This is a genomic window from Streptomyces sp. NPDC002779, assembly GCF_042888685.1.
Lineage (GTDB): Bacteria > Actinomycetota > Actinomycetes > Streptomycetales > Streptomycetaceae > Streptomyces.
The window spans coordinates 324,501-337,066 of sequence record NZ_JBIAQC010000010.1; the positions used below are offsets into that span (position 1 = coordinate 324,501).

Sequence of the window (12,566 nt, forward strand, 5' to 3'; positions counted from 1 at the left end):
GCATCCCGGGGCTGCGGCGTCCGGCATCACGCCCGGTTCACAGGTCCGCCATCAGCAGGACGCCCAGGTCCCCGGCGGCTGCCGCATCGAGGGACTGCTCCGCCCAGATGATCTTGCCGCGGTCTGTGTACCGGGTCCCCCAGCGGCGCGACAGCTGAGCGACGAGAAACAGACCGCGGCCCCCCTCGTCGGTGACGTGCGCGCGGCGCAGGTGCGGGGAGGTGCTCGTGCCGTCGGCGACCTCGCAGATCAGGCTGTCGCGGTCGCGCAGCAACCGCAGACCGATGGGGCTCGCCCCGTACCGGATGGCGTTCGTCACCAGTTCGCTGAGGATCAGCTCGGTGGTGAACACGGCTTCGCCGAGCCCCCAGGACTCCAGTCTGCGGGTGGCCTCGGCGCGGATCCGCGGGACGGCCGCGGGGTCGTGGGGCACCTCCCACTCCGCGACCTGCTCCGGGTCGAGCAGCCGGGTGCGGGCGACGAGCAGGGCGACATCGTCACTCGCCTTGGTGCGCAGCATCGCGTCGAGCACCATCCGGCAGGTGTCGTCCGGAGTGGCGCCGTCCGTACCGGCGAGCGCCTCCCTCAGCATGCCGAGCCCGACGTCGATGTCACGGCCTCGGGCCTCGATCAGGCCGTCGGTGTACAGGACCAGTCGGCTGTTGGCGGCCAGCCGGAGTTCGACCGTCTCGACCGGCAGACCTCCTCCCACCCCGAGCGGCGGGGCGACGGGGATGTCGGGGAAGGCCACGGAGCCGTCGGGCGAGACCAGCGCCGGACCCGGATGTCCGGCCCGGCCGAGCACACACCGGCCGGAGACCGGCTCGTAGACCGCGTACAGGCAGGTGGCACCGGTGACGGCGTCGATCTTGCCCTGGGCTTCCGCGTCCTGGTCGATCCGGCTGACCAGCTCGTCCAGGTGCCCCAGCAGCTCGTCCGGAGGCAGGTCCAGGGCGGCGAAGTTGTGCACCGCGGTCCTCAGCCGTCCCATCGTCGCGGCGGCGTGCAGGCCGTGTCCGACGACATCGCCGACCACCAGCGCCACCCGGGCCCCCGGCAACGGGATGACGTCGTACCAGTCGCCGCCCACCCCCGCCTGGGCGGGCAGGTACCGGTGCCCGACGTCCAGGGCGGACAGTTCGGGGAGCACGCCGGGCAGCAGGCTGCGCTGGAGGGTGACGGCCGTGGTGTGCTCGCGGGTGTAGCGGCGCGCGTTGTCGATGCATACGGCCGCACGCGCGGCGAGTTCCTCGGCGGGGGACAGGTCGTCCGGTTCGAAGGGGTCCTGCTCCGATCGCCAGAACTCCACGACCCCGATCAACTGGCCTCGGGCCCGGAGCGGCACGGAGAGCATGGAGTGGATGCCGTAGTCGATGACGTGCTGGGCCCGCTCGGGGTCCTGGGCCCGCCATCCGTCGGCCCGGGCGAGGTCTGCCACCAGGACCGGCCGGCCGGTGGTCATACCGATGGCCACGGGGTTGTCGGGTACGTAGCGCACCAGCGTCCCGACGGGGTGCAGGGGCGCATCCTCCCGGATCCCGGCGGCCGCGATGCGGCGCATCTCCAGACGTGCCCCCGTGGGCTCGTCGCCGAGCAGCACGGACTCCACCAGCTCGACCGTGGCGAAGTCGGCGAAGCGCGGGACGGCCACCTCGGCCAGCTCCTCGGCGGTGCGCTTCATGTCCAGGGTGGTTCCGATCCGCGTACTGGCCTCGTACAGCAGCTGCAGGCGTCCGCCGGCCACGTCCGCCCGGCCGGCGAGGGCGCGCAGCTCCGTGGTGTCCCGCAGGGTGGCCACACTGCCTGCCTTCGGGCCCACCGGTCGCACGTTGACCGCGAGCAGGACGTCCCCGGCCAGGAAGACCTGGTCCGTGGCGGCCCGGCCCGATGCCAGCAGTCCGGCCAGGGCCGGGCTCAGCCCGAGTCCGGTGACGGGCTTGCCCTCGGCCCGCGGCGGCAGGGCGAGCAGTCGGCGGGCTTCGTCGTTGACCAGCAGCAGCCTTCCGTCCCCGTCCAGAATGATCACGCCTTCGCGGACCGCGTGCAGCACCGCCTCGTGGTGCTCGTACATGCGGGTCATCTCCTCCGGCCCCAGGCCCCGGGTCTGGCGCCGCAAGCGTCCGCTGACCAGCGCCGACCCGCCCGCGGCCAGCAGCAGCGCGACACCGCCGGCGGCGAAGATCACCGGCACCTGGTGCTGCACCACACTGGTCACCTTGTCCACCGTGACCCCCACGGTGACGAGGCCGACCACGGTCCCTCTCTCATCGAAGACGGCCACCGTCGAGTCGACCGCCTTCCCCAGGCTGCTGTCGAACGTGGTCTGGTGGGGCTCACCCCCGAGCGCCTGGTCGTAGGAGGTGGAGACGTGCTTGCCGATCTGGTCCGGGTCCGGGTGGGTCCACCGGAAGCCGTAAGGGCTCAGCGCCACGACGTAGTCGACACCGGTCTGCTCGCGCACCGCTTCGGCATGGGGCTGGAGTGCCGCCGTCGGGTCGTCGCTCGTCATGGCCTCCGCGGTGCCCGGAGCGTTCGCGAACGCCTCGGCCGCCACCAGTGACCGATCGCCGGCCTCGCGGATGGCGCGGTTGCGGTCCTGGACCACGAGGGCCACCACGGCCGTGGTGATGAGCAGCAGGACGACCACCAGTTGCAGCAGGAAGACCTGACCGGCGACGCTGCGCGGCTTCAGCGCCGACAGCACACGCCGGCCGGCCGAAGGGTGACGGGCCTCCGGGTCGGCTTCCGGCGGCCGGGCCTTCGGCGGCACTCGGTCCTCCCGTCGGCTCGCTGGGACATATCGCCCTAGTTTGCCCATTTCCTCAGTATCAGTGACCGGCCCGACGGGCGCGGCTCAGGACGGGCGCCCGGACGGACGTCCCGTACCTCTGCCAGGGGTCACGCAGGCCCATGGTTGATTTCTCCAGTTCACAGACCGATCGCGGGCGCCGGCCGGTTCGGTCCGGCCGGTCGTCCCGGGCTGCTGCCCCCGGGCGGACCGTAAGCACCGTGTGCTGACGGATCGCACGGCTGACATATCGGTGCCGGGACGGGGAAGACGGCATCCTGTCGATGATCACCGGCCGTGACCACATCGGCTGTCTTGACCCCCTTTGGCAGACCACGACGATCGACACTCGGCGACAGCGCTGCGGAATCCACGGGAGCCTTGGTCTCGAAGGTCTCGCAGGAGCGTCGCCGGTGGCCCGAGGAGCACACGTGACCAGTACTGCGTCGCAGTCACCCAAGTCAGGAGCCGCTGCGGCTCATCCCGATCATCTCGGGCACGTCATCTTCATCGCGGCGGCGGCCGCGATGGGCGGTTTCCTCTTCGGATACGACAGTTCCGTCATCAACGGCGCCGTCGAGGCCATCCGAGACCGCTACGACATCGGTTCGGCCGCTCTGGCGCAGGTCATCGCGATCGCGTTGATCGGCTGTGCGATCGGTGCGGCGACCGCGGGCCGGATCGCGGACCGTATCGGCCGTATCCGGTGCATGCAGATCGCCTCGGTGCTGTTCACTGTCAGCGCGATCGGCTCGGCGCTGCCGTTCTCGCTCTACGACCTGGCGTTCTGGCGGATCGTGGGCGGCTTCGCGATCGGTATGGCCTCCGTCATCGGCCCCGCCTACATCGCCGAGGTCGCCCCGCCCGCCTACCGCGGACGTCTGGGCTCCTTCCAGCAGGCCGCGATCGTCGTGGGTATCGCGATGTCGCAGCTGGTCAACTGGGGCCTGCTGAACGCTGCCGGCGGCGACCAGCGCGGTGAGCTGATGGGCCTGGAGGCCTGGCAGGTCATGCTCGGCGTCATGGTGGTCCCGGCCGTGCTGTACGGGCTGCTGTCCTTCGCGATCCCCGAGTCCCCCCGCTTCCTGATCTCGGTCGGCAAGCGTGAGCGCGCCCGGCAGATCCTTACGGAGGTCGAGGGCAAGGACACCGACTTCGACGCCCGGATCGCCGAGATCGAGCACGCGATGAAGTCCGAGGACAAGTCGTCCTTCAAGGACCTGCTCGGCGGGTCCTTCTTCTTCAAGCCGATCGTCTGGATCGGTATCGGCCTGTCGGTCTTCCAGCAGTTCGTCGGCATCAACGTCGCGTTCTACTACTCCGCGACGCTGTGGCAGTCGGTCGGCGTGGACCCGACGGAATCGTTCTTCTACTCGTTCACGACGTCGATCATCAACATCGTCGGCACCGTCATCGCGATGATCTTCGTGGACCGCATCGGCCGTAAGCCGCTGGCACTGGTCGGTTCCGTCGGCATGGTCATCAGCCTCGGCCTGGAGGCGTGGGCGTTCTCCTTCGACCTGGTCGACGGCAAGCTGCCGGCCACGCAGGGGTGGGTGGCGCTGATCGCCGCCCACACGTTCGTCCTCTTCTTCGCCCTGTCGTGGGGTGTGGTCGTGTGGGTGTTCCTGGGCGAGATGTTCCCCAACCGCATCCGCGCCGCCGCGCTGGGCGTGGCCGCGGCAGCGCAGTGGATCGCCAACTGGGCCATCACCGCGAGCTTTCCGTCGCTGGCCGACTGGAATCTGTCCGCGACCTACGTGATCTACACGGCCTTCGCCGCGCTCTCCATCCCGTTCGTCCTGAAGTACGTCAAGGAGACCAAGGGCAAGGCTCTGGAGGAGATGGGCTGACCGCCCGCTCACCGGGCCGCGGAGAGTACGCGGTCCTGTGGAGGCTCGACCTCCAGAGGACCGGCGCACAACTGCCCGTCTGCTACTGCTGGGTGCTGCTTCGGCGGCGTACCAGGAACACCACGGCCCCGGCAATCACCACGATCGCCGCGATGATGCCGGTCCAGGCACCGGCCGACAGTCCGCTGTCGTCGTCCTTCCCGGCGTCATCGGCCTGCGGGGACGGGGAGGCGGCCGGCTGCTCGGCGGCCGGGGTCGGAGAGGCGGAAGGGCTCTCCGACTCGGTGGGGGAAGGGCTGACCACCTGCGCGCCGGGCGCGGCGGCCTTGAGCTGGAGGACCGGCGCCTCGTTGCCATGGCCGTGACCGTCGCCGCTGGACTCGCCCAGTTCGATCCAGCGGTCCACCTTGCCGTCGCTGTAGCTCTGCAGCGTCTTGAAGGCCAGTTCCCCAGCGTCCGGGAGCTGGCGCACGACGACGGAGTGCTCGGCGTCCTCGCCGACCTTCACAGCCGCGCCCTTGACGGTGTAGCCGTCGTCGTTCGCGGTGAACTTCCAGCCCGCGGGGCCTTCCTTGTACGTCACGTCGGCCGGTGCGATGCCCGCAGGCAGGATCACCCGCAGCTGGGTGATGCCGGCCGTGGCGGACTCCGACTCGGCGAAGAAGGTGACCTCGACGTTCTCGGCGAGTGCCTGCGCGTTGTCGGCCTCGACCTCCACATGGGCGGCGACCGGAACAGCGGTGAGGAGAACGGCGGCCCCAGCAGCGGCGATGGCGACGGACAGGCGGGGCGGGGTGCTACGGAACATGGGTGTCTCCAGGCAGGGGGGAGCGCGAGGCGGCGTTCCGCGGAACGGACCGCCCGGCACGGTCAGTTGGCGAGGGCGAGCCCAGCCTGGGGAGGACCCCTGCGTACCACCACGCCGACGAGCACCGCCTCCTCGGGCGGTGGCGCCTCCCACCACAACAGTGCCGACAACCCCGTGTGCACTGTGGGCGCCGGGCGGTCGGAGAGCAGCGCCCGGATCGCGGCCATCCGGGCCCGAGCCGCGTCAACGGCCGTCGTCAGGCCGCGCGCCACCGACCAGCAGACGGTGTCCGCACGATGCAACAACACGGCGACGAGTACGGCCGCCGCGGCGTGTACGGCCGTCATGGCGAGCGAGTCGTGCATGCGCTGGGGCCATGCGGGATGGGCGCCGGGGGAGTGGTGCAGGTGACCAGGCAGGGTGGCCGAGGACGGAGGCGCAGCAGCTGGGTGCTCGGCCATCAGCCACCGGTGGAGGCCGATCTGTGCCGCCCCGCAGGTCACCACAACCGTGGCCAGAGACCGAGGGCGTCGGGTGCCGACAAGACCGACAGCGAAGAGGACCAGGGCCGCCGACGCGCTCTGCCGCCAGGGCGCGGGCCCTTCGGCGACCAGATGGTGCGCGCTCACCCCGAGCACGGTGCCGACGGCCGCGAACACCACCGCCCGGACAACGGGCAGAGGCGCGGGAGCGGTCGGGTCGGATTGATGCGGCATGACCCGCTCATCATGGAGCACCGGCAGCGTGGTTGCCAGCCACTCGATCCGGACGTCTCCGCGCTACACACCGATTACATCTGTCTCAAACCCTGGTGTCTGTGAGGTGAGCACCCCATGATGAGGGCATGACTGCGGCTTGGCATGCCATGACCCAACTGGCAAGCTGGCCGGACCTCTTGGAGGCTCCGCCCAGCTGCGGCACCGGCCGGGCGTTGTGCTCGGCCAGGGCCGAGATCGCGCATTTCCACTCCGACCGCAGCGTCGACCTGCACCTCACGGCCGCCGCGATCCGCCGCCTCGAGCGCCACCTCAGGTACTCGACCGCGATCCAGTTGGTGCCCGGCTCGCAGTGGGTGACCGTCCGCCTTGAGTGCGAGGTGGACGTCAACCTGCTCATGACCCTGACGAGCGCGGCACTCCAGGCCCACCACGAGTGGCCGGACGGCGACGAGGCACCGCCGGTTCGATGCAACGCTCGGCGTGAGACGGCACTGGCGCATCGCGCGTGCCTGTGAAAGCCCCGTTGCCGGGAAGCCTCAGCGGTGGCTCACCACGTTGACGACGCGGCCGTTGGGGTCACGGACGAAGAACCGCCGTACTCCCCACTCCTCGTCCTGCAGAGGGTGAACGATCTCCGCGCCGCTGTCCCGCATGGCCGCGTAAGCCGCCTCCACGTCGTCGACTTCGATGCTCATATCGGGGGTGACCGGGGCGGTTTTGTCACTGGTCATCACGCTGACCTGCGCTGTCGGGCTGGACGGTGAGGCAAGCGTCATGATCCAGCCGAGATTCATGACTTCCTCGAAGCCCAGCAGGCCATAGAATTCCCGGCTCTCCTGCGCAGCCTCCGACTGGATGATGGGCATGACACGGCGAACGGTCATCGACGACTCCGGATGAGAACAGACGTGGATCCCGGGCTCTCCAGGAGTACTACGGCCCGTCCGTCACCGCACGCATTTTCGCGATACGCCCTCATGCGGTCGGGGCGGGCTGGGTGAGGTTGATCGGGTTGCCGTCGGGGTCCGTGATGTGAGCGACGCGCTGTCCCCACGGCATGTCCTTCGGCCCACTGCTGACGGTGCCGCCCAGGGCCTTGACCCGGCCGAGTGCCTCGTCGACGTCGTCGACAGTGATGCTGAGCAGGATCCGCGGTGCGGCCCCGGCCCCCGGGTCCGCCTTGGCCACCAGCCCGAGGTCGCTGTCGCCGATGCGCAGACCGAGGTAGAAGGCCGGGCCCTTCTCCGGAATGCGGAAGGTCTCCTCGGCGGCGAACAGCTGCGTGTAGAAGGCGAGCAGGGCTTCGTGGTCGGCGGTCAGGATGACGGGCTGGATGGCGGACATGGCACTCCTGTCGGGAACGGTCGTATCGCTGGGTAGACCGTTCGGGGACGGTGAACTCATCGGCGCCGGGGCAACAGCATGGGTATGAAGCCACAACCGCGTTTCACGTTGACCGCGACCACCCTTGACGCACCGGACGCCCACGAGTTGGCGCGGTTCTACCGGGACCTGCTCGGGTGGCCGACGCAGAAGGAGGAACCCGGGTGGGTCGAGATCACTCCACCCGGTGGCGGTGTCGGGCTGTCGTTCCAGACAGAGCCGCACTTCATTCGCCCGCGGTGGCCCTCCACTCGATCCGAGCAGCAGATGATGATGCATCTGGACATCGAGGTGAACGACCTGTCCTCCGCCGTCGAGCACGCCCTTGCCCTGGGGGCCACGCTGCTGGACTTCCAGCCTCAGGAGGATGTACGAGTCCTGTGCGACCCGGCGGGCCACCCGTTCTGCCTCTTCGTAGCAGAGGTGCCGGGCCGGGTGCCGGGGGTGTGACCGAACGTGCGGCGGAAGACGTTGATGAAGGTGCTGGCGGATGACCAGCCGCAACGGTGAGCGACTGTGGTGACGGGGATGTTGTCGGCCAGCAGGATCAGTGCGTGGTGGAGCCTGATCTGGGTGCGCCACTGGCGGTAGGAGAGGCCGAGGTCGTCGTGGAGGCGGCGGGAGAGCGTGCGGGCGCTGGCGCCGATGTGCCGGCCGAGTTCGTCGAGTGAGCGGTTGTCCGCGGGGTCGGCGCGAAGGGTGTCGTGCAGTGTTCGCAGCAGCGGGTCGGTGGGGGTGGGCAGGCGCAGGGGCTGCTCGGGGGAGGTGGCGAGCTGGTCGAGCAGGACCGCGCGTAGGCGCAAGCGGGGCGGGCTGTGGTCGTCGGGGGTGCGCGTGTAGGCGATGATCAGTTCCCGCAGCAGAGGGCTGACGGCGAGGACGGCCGGCTCGTCGATGCCGAGCGGGTTTTCCGTGGCGGGCAGGCCGACCAGGTGGAGATCGAGTTCGCCGTGGGCCTGGTGCTGGTGGACGGTTCCGGCGGGGATCCAGAGCGCGCGGGTGGCGGGGGCGACCCAGGAGCCGGCGTCGGTGGTGACGGCGATGGTGCCCTGACCGGCGTACGCGATCTGGTGGTCGTCATGGCGATGGGCGTCGATCTCACCGCCGGACGACAACCGCTGGGTCCGGGTGGGCGCGATGGGAGTGTGGCGGATTTCCTGCATCACTTGGCAATCTATCGAAAGCGCGACGGTGGGTCCCGCTCCCAGCATGAACGGGTGCGAAGGAAAACCTCGATCTCTCTGCTGGCCGTGGGCCATGCCTGCGTCGACATCTACCAGGGCGCCGTCGCGGCGCTGATCCCGTTCTTCGTGGCCGAGCGGGACTACAGCTATGCCGTGGCCTCCGGCATCGTCCTGGCCGCGTCCCTGCTGTCGTCGGTTGCCCAGCCGCTGTTCGGTGCACTCACCGACCGGTGGGCGATGCCGTGGCTGTTGCCTGTCAGCACTTTCCTGGGCGGCGCGGGCATCGCACTGACCGGCCTGGCCGATTCCTACGGGCTCACCCTGGCGTTCGTCGCGGTCTCCGGCGTCGGTGTCGCGGCCTATCACCCCGAGTCCGCCCGCGTGGCCCGGCTTGCCAGCCGGGGCAGCCACAGCGCGATGAGCTGGTTCTCCCTCGGCGGGAACATCGGCTTCGCGCTCGCCCCGATCATGGTGGCGGTCGTGGTCGGTCACGGCTCCCTGCGCTGGACACCGGTCCTGGTCCTGCCCGCACTCGCCGGTGTCGCCCTGTGCGTGCCGGTGCTCCAGATGCTCGGCCGGCCTCAAGGTCGTACCTCCACGACGCCGACGGCCGTGGGCGCCGATGACGTGACGTCGTTCGTGAGGCTGAGCTGTGCCGTGGTCTGCCGTTCCGTCGTCTTCACCGGCCTGAGCACGTTCCTATCGCTCTACGCCCCCCAACGCATGCACGGCAGCATCACCGCAGGGACCACCGCCCTGTTCCTGCTGTTCCTGGGCGGTGCCGTCGGCTCGGTCCTCGGCGGTGTACTGGCCAACCGCTACGACCGCGTCCGCGTCTGCCGCTGGTCCTATCTGCTCTCGATCGTCGCCGTCGCCGGAGTGATCTACGTGCCCGGACCGGCCCTGCTCCTCTTCGTGGTCCTCACCTCAGCCGGCCTGTACGTCCCCTTTTCCCTCCAGGTCACCCTCGGCCAGGACTATCTGCCCTCGCGGATCGGCACCGCGAGCGGCGTCACCCTCGGCCTGACCGTCAGCATCGGCGGCCTGATCAGTCCACTGGTGGGACGCCTGGCCGACGCCACCTCCCTGCAGACAGCCCTGACCCCATTGATCGCCATGCCCGCCCTCAGCTGGCTCTTCTTCCGCGCCTTGCCTGAACCCGTCGTCCTCAGGCCCCGGCCGGCAGCACCAACAGAACAGGACGCATTGACGTGAACGGATCAGCAGCCACCCACATGAGCTGTTGCGGAAGTCCCGTCACGTGGATGATCGCTGCAGGGCTCTCCGCCACTCGTCCACCAGATCGCGGGACTCGTCCACGGCGGGATCGCGATGCCCGCCGGGTGCGTAAGCCGGGGACCGGTCCGCGCGGAGTGGCACATGGGCGCAATACCACGCTCGCTCGGCGCCCGCTCGCTCCGTGGCCGTGCCTGTTCGCAGACAGTCGAGCAGCGCGCTCATGACCCGGCGGCGTCCATATGCGTAAACCGCTGGTTCCACGAACCAGCGGCAGAAGCTGGGGTCGGGGTCGTAGACGGCTGCGGCCAGCAACGGGCCGAAGAACTCTTCGGGCAGTGCAGGGCGTTCGAGCAGTGGTATGCGTGCCGCATGGGCCAGATGCCGCGCGCGGCGGGCCTCTGGCACATCGGTCGCGTTCCCCAAGCCCAGCAGCCGCGCCACCTCGGCGGCGCACGACAGGAACGAGCGTGCCTCTGCGGCTTCGGGTTCCGTTTCGGCCATGGGGCCATTCTGGACTGGTCGAAGCAGCCGCTCGGCACTTCCGCGTGCAACCAGGACTACTGAGTGCTGGATGCCGGCAGCCGCTCGGGCAGTGCGAGCCGGGGGAACTGGTCGCTGTGGAAAGTGGTGATCTCGGTGATCGTCCCGTTGGCGATGCGCAGGACGTCGATGGTCAGCGGCACGTAGGCGCCCTGGTCTTCCTGCCAGTGGTAGAAGGCGATGGCGGGTTGCCGGTTCACGGCGGTGAGGACGGGGCGCAGGCCCTGCATGTCCTGGAAGCCGCCGTCGATCCAGTCGGTGACCACCGCGTCGCGGCCGATGTGCAGGCCCGGCGTGGGGGGCATGGAGCAGCGGACGTCGTCGCGCAGCAGCGTGGCGAGGGTGTCGATGTCCGTGGCGACGCTGGCGTCGGTGTAGCGGCGTACCAGCTCGCGTGTTGCGGGGTCCTGTCCGCTGTCCGTCCAGTCCTGCCGCTCGGCGGGCAGGTGCTCGCGCATGCCGGCGCGGGCCCGCTGCAGCGCGCTGTTCACGGAGTTGACGGAGTCCCCGAGGAGCTGCGCTGCCTCCTTGGCGGGCCAGCCGAGGACGTCCCGCAGGATCAGCACGGCCCGCGGCCGCGGCGCCAGGTGCTGGAGGGCGACCAAGTACGCCAGCTCGATCGTCTCCCGCGCGAGGGCGCGGCTTTCCGGCTCCTCCGCGTCGCCTGCGGGCAGCTCGTCGAGCAGCCGGTCGGGGTAGGGCTGCAGCCACAGGACCTCGCCGCCCGTCGCAGGCTCGGGGCGGCGCTTGGCGAGCAGGTCCAGGCAGGCGTTGGTGGCGATCCGGTACAGCCACGCCCGGAACGTCGAGCGCCCCTCGAAGGTCTCCCGCCGCCGCCAGGCGCGCAGGAAGGTTTCCTGCACGGTGTCCTCGGCGTCGTCGAAGGAGCCGAGCATCCGGTAGCAGTGCACGTGCAGCTCCCGCTGGTGGCGCTGCGCCAGCTCGGAGAACGCCGGTTCGTCGATCGCGCTCAGCTCGCTCACGCCCAGCTCCTTCAGCCGTGTGTCCGTACTCATCACGTCATCCTTCCGCCGCGGCGAATCCCGTCGTAGGTGTGACGGGTGCGGGCGGGAAAACTCATCACCAGGGTCGGCCGACAGGGCTGAGCGCTCTCCTGTCCGGGCGCGGGGCTCTGGTCGGCCGGTGTTCACCGGGGGAGCGTTTGGGTGACGCGCCACAGCTGCCGGGGCAGGCTGCCTTCCTCGAACGCGGTGACGTCCTCCAGGCTCCAGCCCTTGGCCAGGTCGTCGACCAGATGGCGGGGGAAGAAGTGGACGGCGAAGCCGCCGTGCTCCCAGATGTCGTCGCCGTGCTCGGTGCCGACCTGATAGTGGGCGTCTCCGGTGTGGCGGACGGTGTAGACGAAGGCGCCGCCCGGTCGCAGCACCCGACGCACCTCGTCGACCAGGGCTTGGATCTCCTTGGTCGACAGTGCCATGCACAGCAGCATGTGCGCGAAGATCGCGTCCACGGAGGCGTCGGCGAGCGGCAGCGGCTCGCGGACATCGTGAACCGCCGTGGTGACCCGCCCGGCCACCGCCTGGCCTACGGCGGCCTCACGGAGTTGTTCCAACCCCGCGGGGCTGAAGTCGGTGGCCGTCACGGAGAACCCCTCGCGGGCGAAGTACAGCGCGTCACGGCCATGGCCGGCACCCAGCTCCAGCACCTCGCGGGCACCCAAGGCATGGAAGAGGGCAGCGGCAAGGACCGCCGGATCGGACGGCTCCTCGCCGTACATGCCAGGGTGCTCGCCGTACGTCTGCTGCCAGTGCGCCCGCTGAACCTCGGCCAGCTCCTGCTCCGACTCCGGCATGCCGACGACCTCCTGATCAAGCCGGTATCGGACAACCGGGCCCAGGCCACCCTAGAGGGGTGGCCGATCCGCGTCTCGTCCGCTGCTGCGAAGGCCCCGCCCGGTGCGGACGGGACCACCCCAGAGGCGTCCTACCTGCACCGCTGAGGTTCCCCCGAGATGCGGAGTGTGTTGACAGAGGGTCAGATGGTTCTCATGAGAGGAACATCGACCATGGCCGCCCCCAGAAAGTACTCGCT

General features: G+C 69.8%; 13 protein-coding genes. 4 read left to right on the plus strand and 9 right to left on the minus strand.

Annotated features, from left to right (window positions below; all coding sequences use genetic code 11):
- Positions 1-37: 37 nt before the first annotated feature.
- Entirely contained in the window at positions 38-2,818 is a 2,781-nt protein-coding gene (locus ACFYW5_RS27800) for a SpoIIE family protein phosphatase (protein ID WP_389419810.1), read from the minus strand.
- Positions 2,819-3,219: 401 nt separating this feature from the next.
- Between ACFYW5_RS27800 and ACFYW5_RS27805 the strand changes: the two genes are divergently transcribed.
- Positions 3,220-4,641, plus strand: a complete 1,422-nt coding sequence (locus ACFYW5_RS27805) for a sugar porter family MFS transporter (RefSeq protein WP_389419811.1) — start codon at positions 3,220-3,222, stop codon at positions 4,639-4,641.
- 82 nt (positions 4,642-4,723) lie between these two features.
- Here ACFYW5_RS27805 and ACFYW5_RS27810 read toward each other — a convergent pair whose 3' ends face one another.
- Together ACFYW5_RS27810 and ACFYW5_RS27815 are read right to left on the minus strand one after the other, a co-directional pair.
- On the minus strand, positions 4,724-5,449 hold the full coding sequence (locus ACFYW5_RS27810) for a DUF1775 domain-containing protein (RefSeq protein WP_389419812.1): 726 nt from the start codon (positions 5,447-5,449) through the stop codon (positions 4,724-4,726).
- Positions 5,450-5,511: 62 nt separating this feature from the next.
- Entirely contained in the window at positions 5,512-6,165 is a 654-nt protein-coding gene (locus ACFYW5_RS27815; protein ID WP_389419813.1) for a hypothetical protein, read from the minus strand.
- Between the two features lie 128 nt (positions 6,166-6,293).
- On the opposite strand from ACFYW5_RS27815, the gene ACFYW5_RS27820 reads away from it, so the two are divergent.
- Positions 6,294-6,683, plus strand: a complete 390-nt coding sequence (locus ACFYW5_RS27820; RefSeq protein WP_389419814.1) for a luciferase family protein — start codon at positions 6,294-6,296, stop codon at positions 6,681-6,683.
- Between the two features lie 21 nt (positions 6,684-6,704).
- Here the strand turns inward: ACFYW5_RS27820 and ACFYW5_RS27825 are convergent, their stop codons facing one another.
- Positions 6,705-7,052, minus strand: coding sequence for a VOC family protein (locus tag ACFYW5_RS27825; protein WP_389419815.1), 348 nt, complete (start codon positions 7,050-7,052; stop codon positions 6,705-6,707).
- A gap of 91 nt (positions 7,053-7,143) precedes the next feature.
- Positions 7,144-7,512, minus strand: a complete 369-nt coding sequence (locus tag ACFYW5_RS27830) for a VOC family protein (RefSeq protein WP_389419816.1) — start codon at positions 7,510-7,512, stop codon at positions 7,144-7,146.
- Positions 7,513-7,620: 108 nt separating this feature from the next.
- Here ACFYW5_RS27830 and ACFYW5_RS27835 point away from each other — a divergent pair, with 108 nt between their 5' ends.
- On the plus strand, positions 7,621-8,001 hold the full coding sequence (locus ACFYW5_RS27835) for a VOC family protein (protein ID WP_389419817.1): 381 nt from the start codon (positions 7,621-7,623) through the stop codon (positions 7,999-8,001).
- Here ACFYW5_RS27835 and ACFYW5_RS27840 read toward each other — a convergent pair.
- The gene (locus ACFYW5_RS27840; RefSeq protein WP_389419818.1) at positions 7,911-8,714 is read right to left on the minus strand and encodes an AraC family transcriptional regulator; all 804 of its coding nucleotides are present in this window, start codon (positions 8,712-8,714) and stop codon (positions 7,911-7,913) included. The genes ACFYW5_RS27835 and ACFYW5_RS27840 overlap by 91 nt on opposite strands.
- Before the next feature lie 54 nt (positions 8,715-8,768).
- Here ACFYW5_RS27840 and ACFYW5_RS27845 point away from each other — a divergent pair, with 54 nt between their 5' ends.
- Positions 8,769-9,950 (plus strand): MFS transporter, encoded by a 1,182-nt coding sequence (locus tag ACFYW5_RS27845; protein WP_389419819.1) that lies wholly within the window; start codon positions 8,769-8,771, stop codon positions 9,948-9,950.
- Positions 9,951-9,992: 42 nt separating this feature from the next.
- Here ACFYW5_RS27845 and ACFYW5_RS27850 read toward each other — a convergent pair whose 3' ends face one another.
- From ACFYW5_RS27850 to ACFYW5_RS27860, 3 genes are all read right to left on the minus strand, one after another.
- A complete protein-coding gene (locus ACFYW5_RS27850; protein ID WP_389419820.1) occupies positions 9,993-10,475 on the minus strand; it encodes a hypothetical protein in 483 nt (160 codons plus the stop codon).
- 56 nt (positions 10,476-10,531) lie between these two features.
- A complete protein-coding gene (locus ACFYW5_RS27855; RefSeq protein WP_389419821.1) occupies positions 10,532-11,530 on the minus strand; it encodes an RNA polymerase subunit sigma-70 in 999 nt (332 codons plus the stop codon).
- A 131-nt stretch (positions 11,531-11,661) separates the two neighbouring features.
- The gene (locus tag ACFYW5_RS27860) at positions 11,662-12,327 is read right to left on the minus strand and encodes a class I SAM-dependent methyltransferase (RefSeq protein WP_389419822.1); all 666 of its coding nucleotides are present in this window, start codon (positions 12,325-12,327) and stop codon (positions 11,662-11,664) included.
- Positions 12,328-12,566: the final 239 nt, after the last annotated feature.

Bases quoted from the DNA above. Each gene is read 5' to 3' on its own strand.
- ACFYW5_RS27815 (WP_389419813.1), bottom strand. From the start codon at position 6,165: ATGCCGCATCAATCCGACCCGACCGCTCCCGCGCCTCTGCCCGTTGTC.
- ACFYW5_RS27855 (WP_389419821.1), bottom strand. From the start codon at position 11,530: ATGAGTACGGACACACGGCTGAAGGAGCTGGGCGTGAGCGAGCTGAGC.
- ACFYW5_RS27840 (WP_389419818.1), bottom strand. From the start codon at position 8,714: ATGCAGGAAATCCGCCACACTCCCATCGCGCCCACCCGGACCCAGCGG.
- ACFYW5_RS27810 (WP_389419812.1), bottom strand. From the start codon at position 5,449: ATGTTCCGTAGCACCCCGCCCCGCCTGTCCGTCGCCATCGCCGCTGCT.
- ACFYW5_RS27800 (WP_389419810.1), bottom strand. From the start codon at position 2,818: ATGGGCAAACTAGGGCGATATGTCCCAGCGAGCCGACGGGAGGACCGA.
- ACFYW5_RS27825 (WP_389419815.1), bottom strand. From the start codon at position 7,052: ATGACCGTTCGCCGTGTCATGCCCATCATCCAGTCGGAGGCTGCGCAG.
- ACFYW5_RS27820 (WP_389419814.1), top strand. From the start codon at position 6,294: ATGACTGCGGCTTGGCATGCCATGACCCAACTGGCAAGCTGGCCGGAC.
- ACFYW5_RS27830 (WP_389419816.1), bottom strand. From the start codon at position 7,512: ATGTCCGCCATCCAGCCCGTCATCCTGACCGCCGACCACGAAGCCCTG.
- ACFYW5_RS27850 (WP_389419820.1), bottom strand. From the start codon at position 10,475: ATGGCCGAAACGGAACCCGAAGCCGCAGAGGCACGCTCGTTCCTGTCG.
- ACFYW5_RS27860 (WP_389419822.1), bottom strand. From the start codon at position 12,327: ATGCCGGAGTCGGAGCAGGAGCTGGCCGAGGTTCAGCGGGCGCACTGG.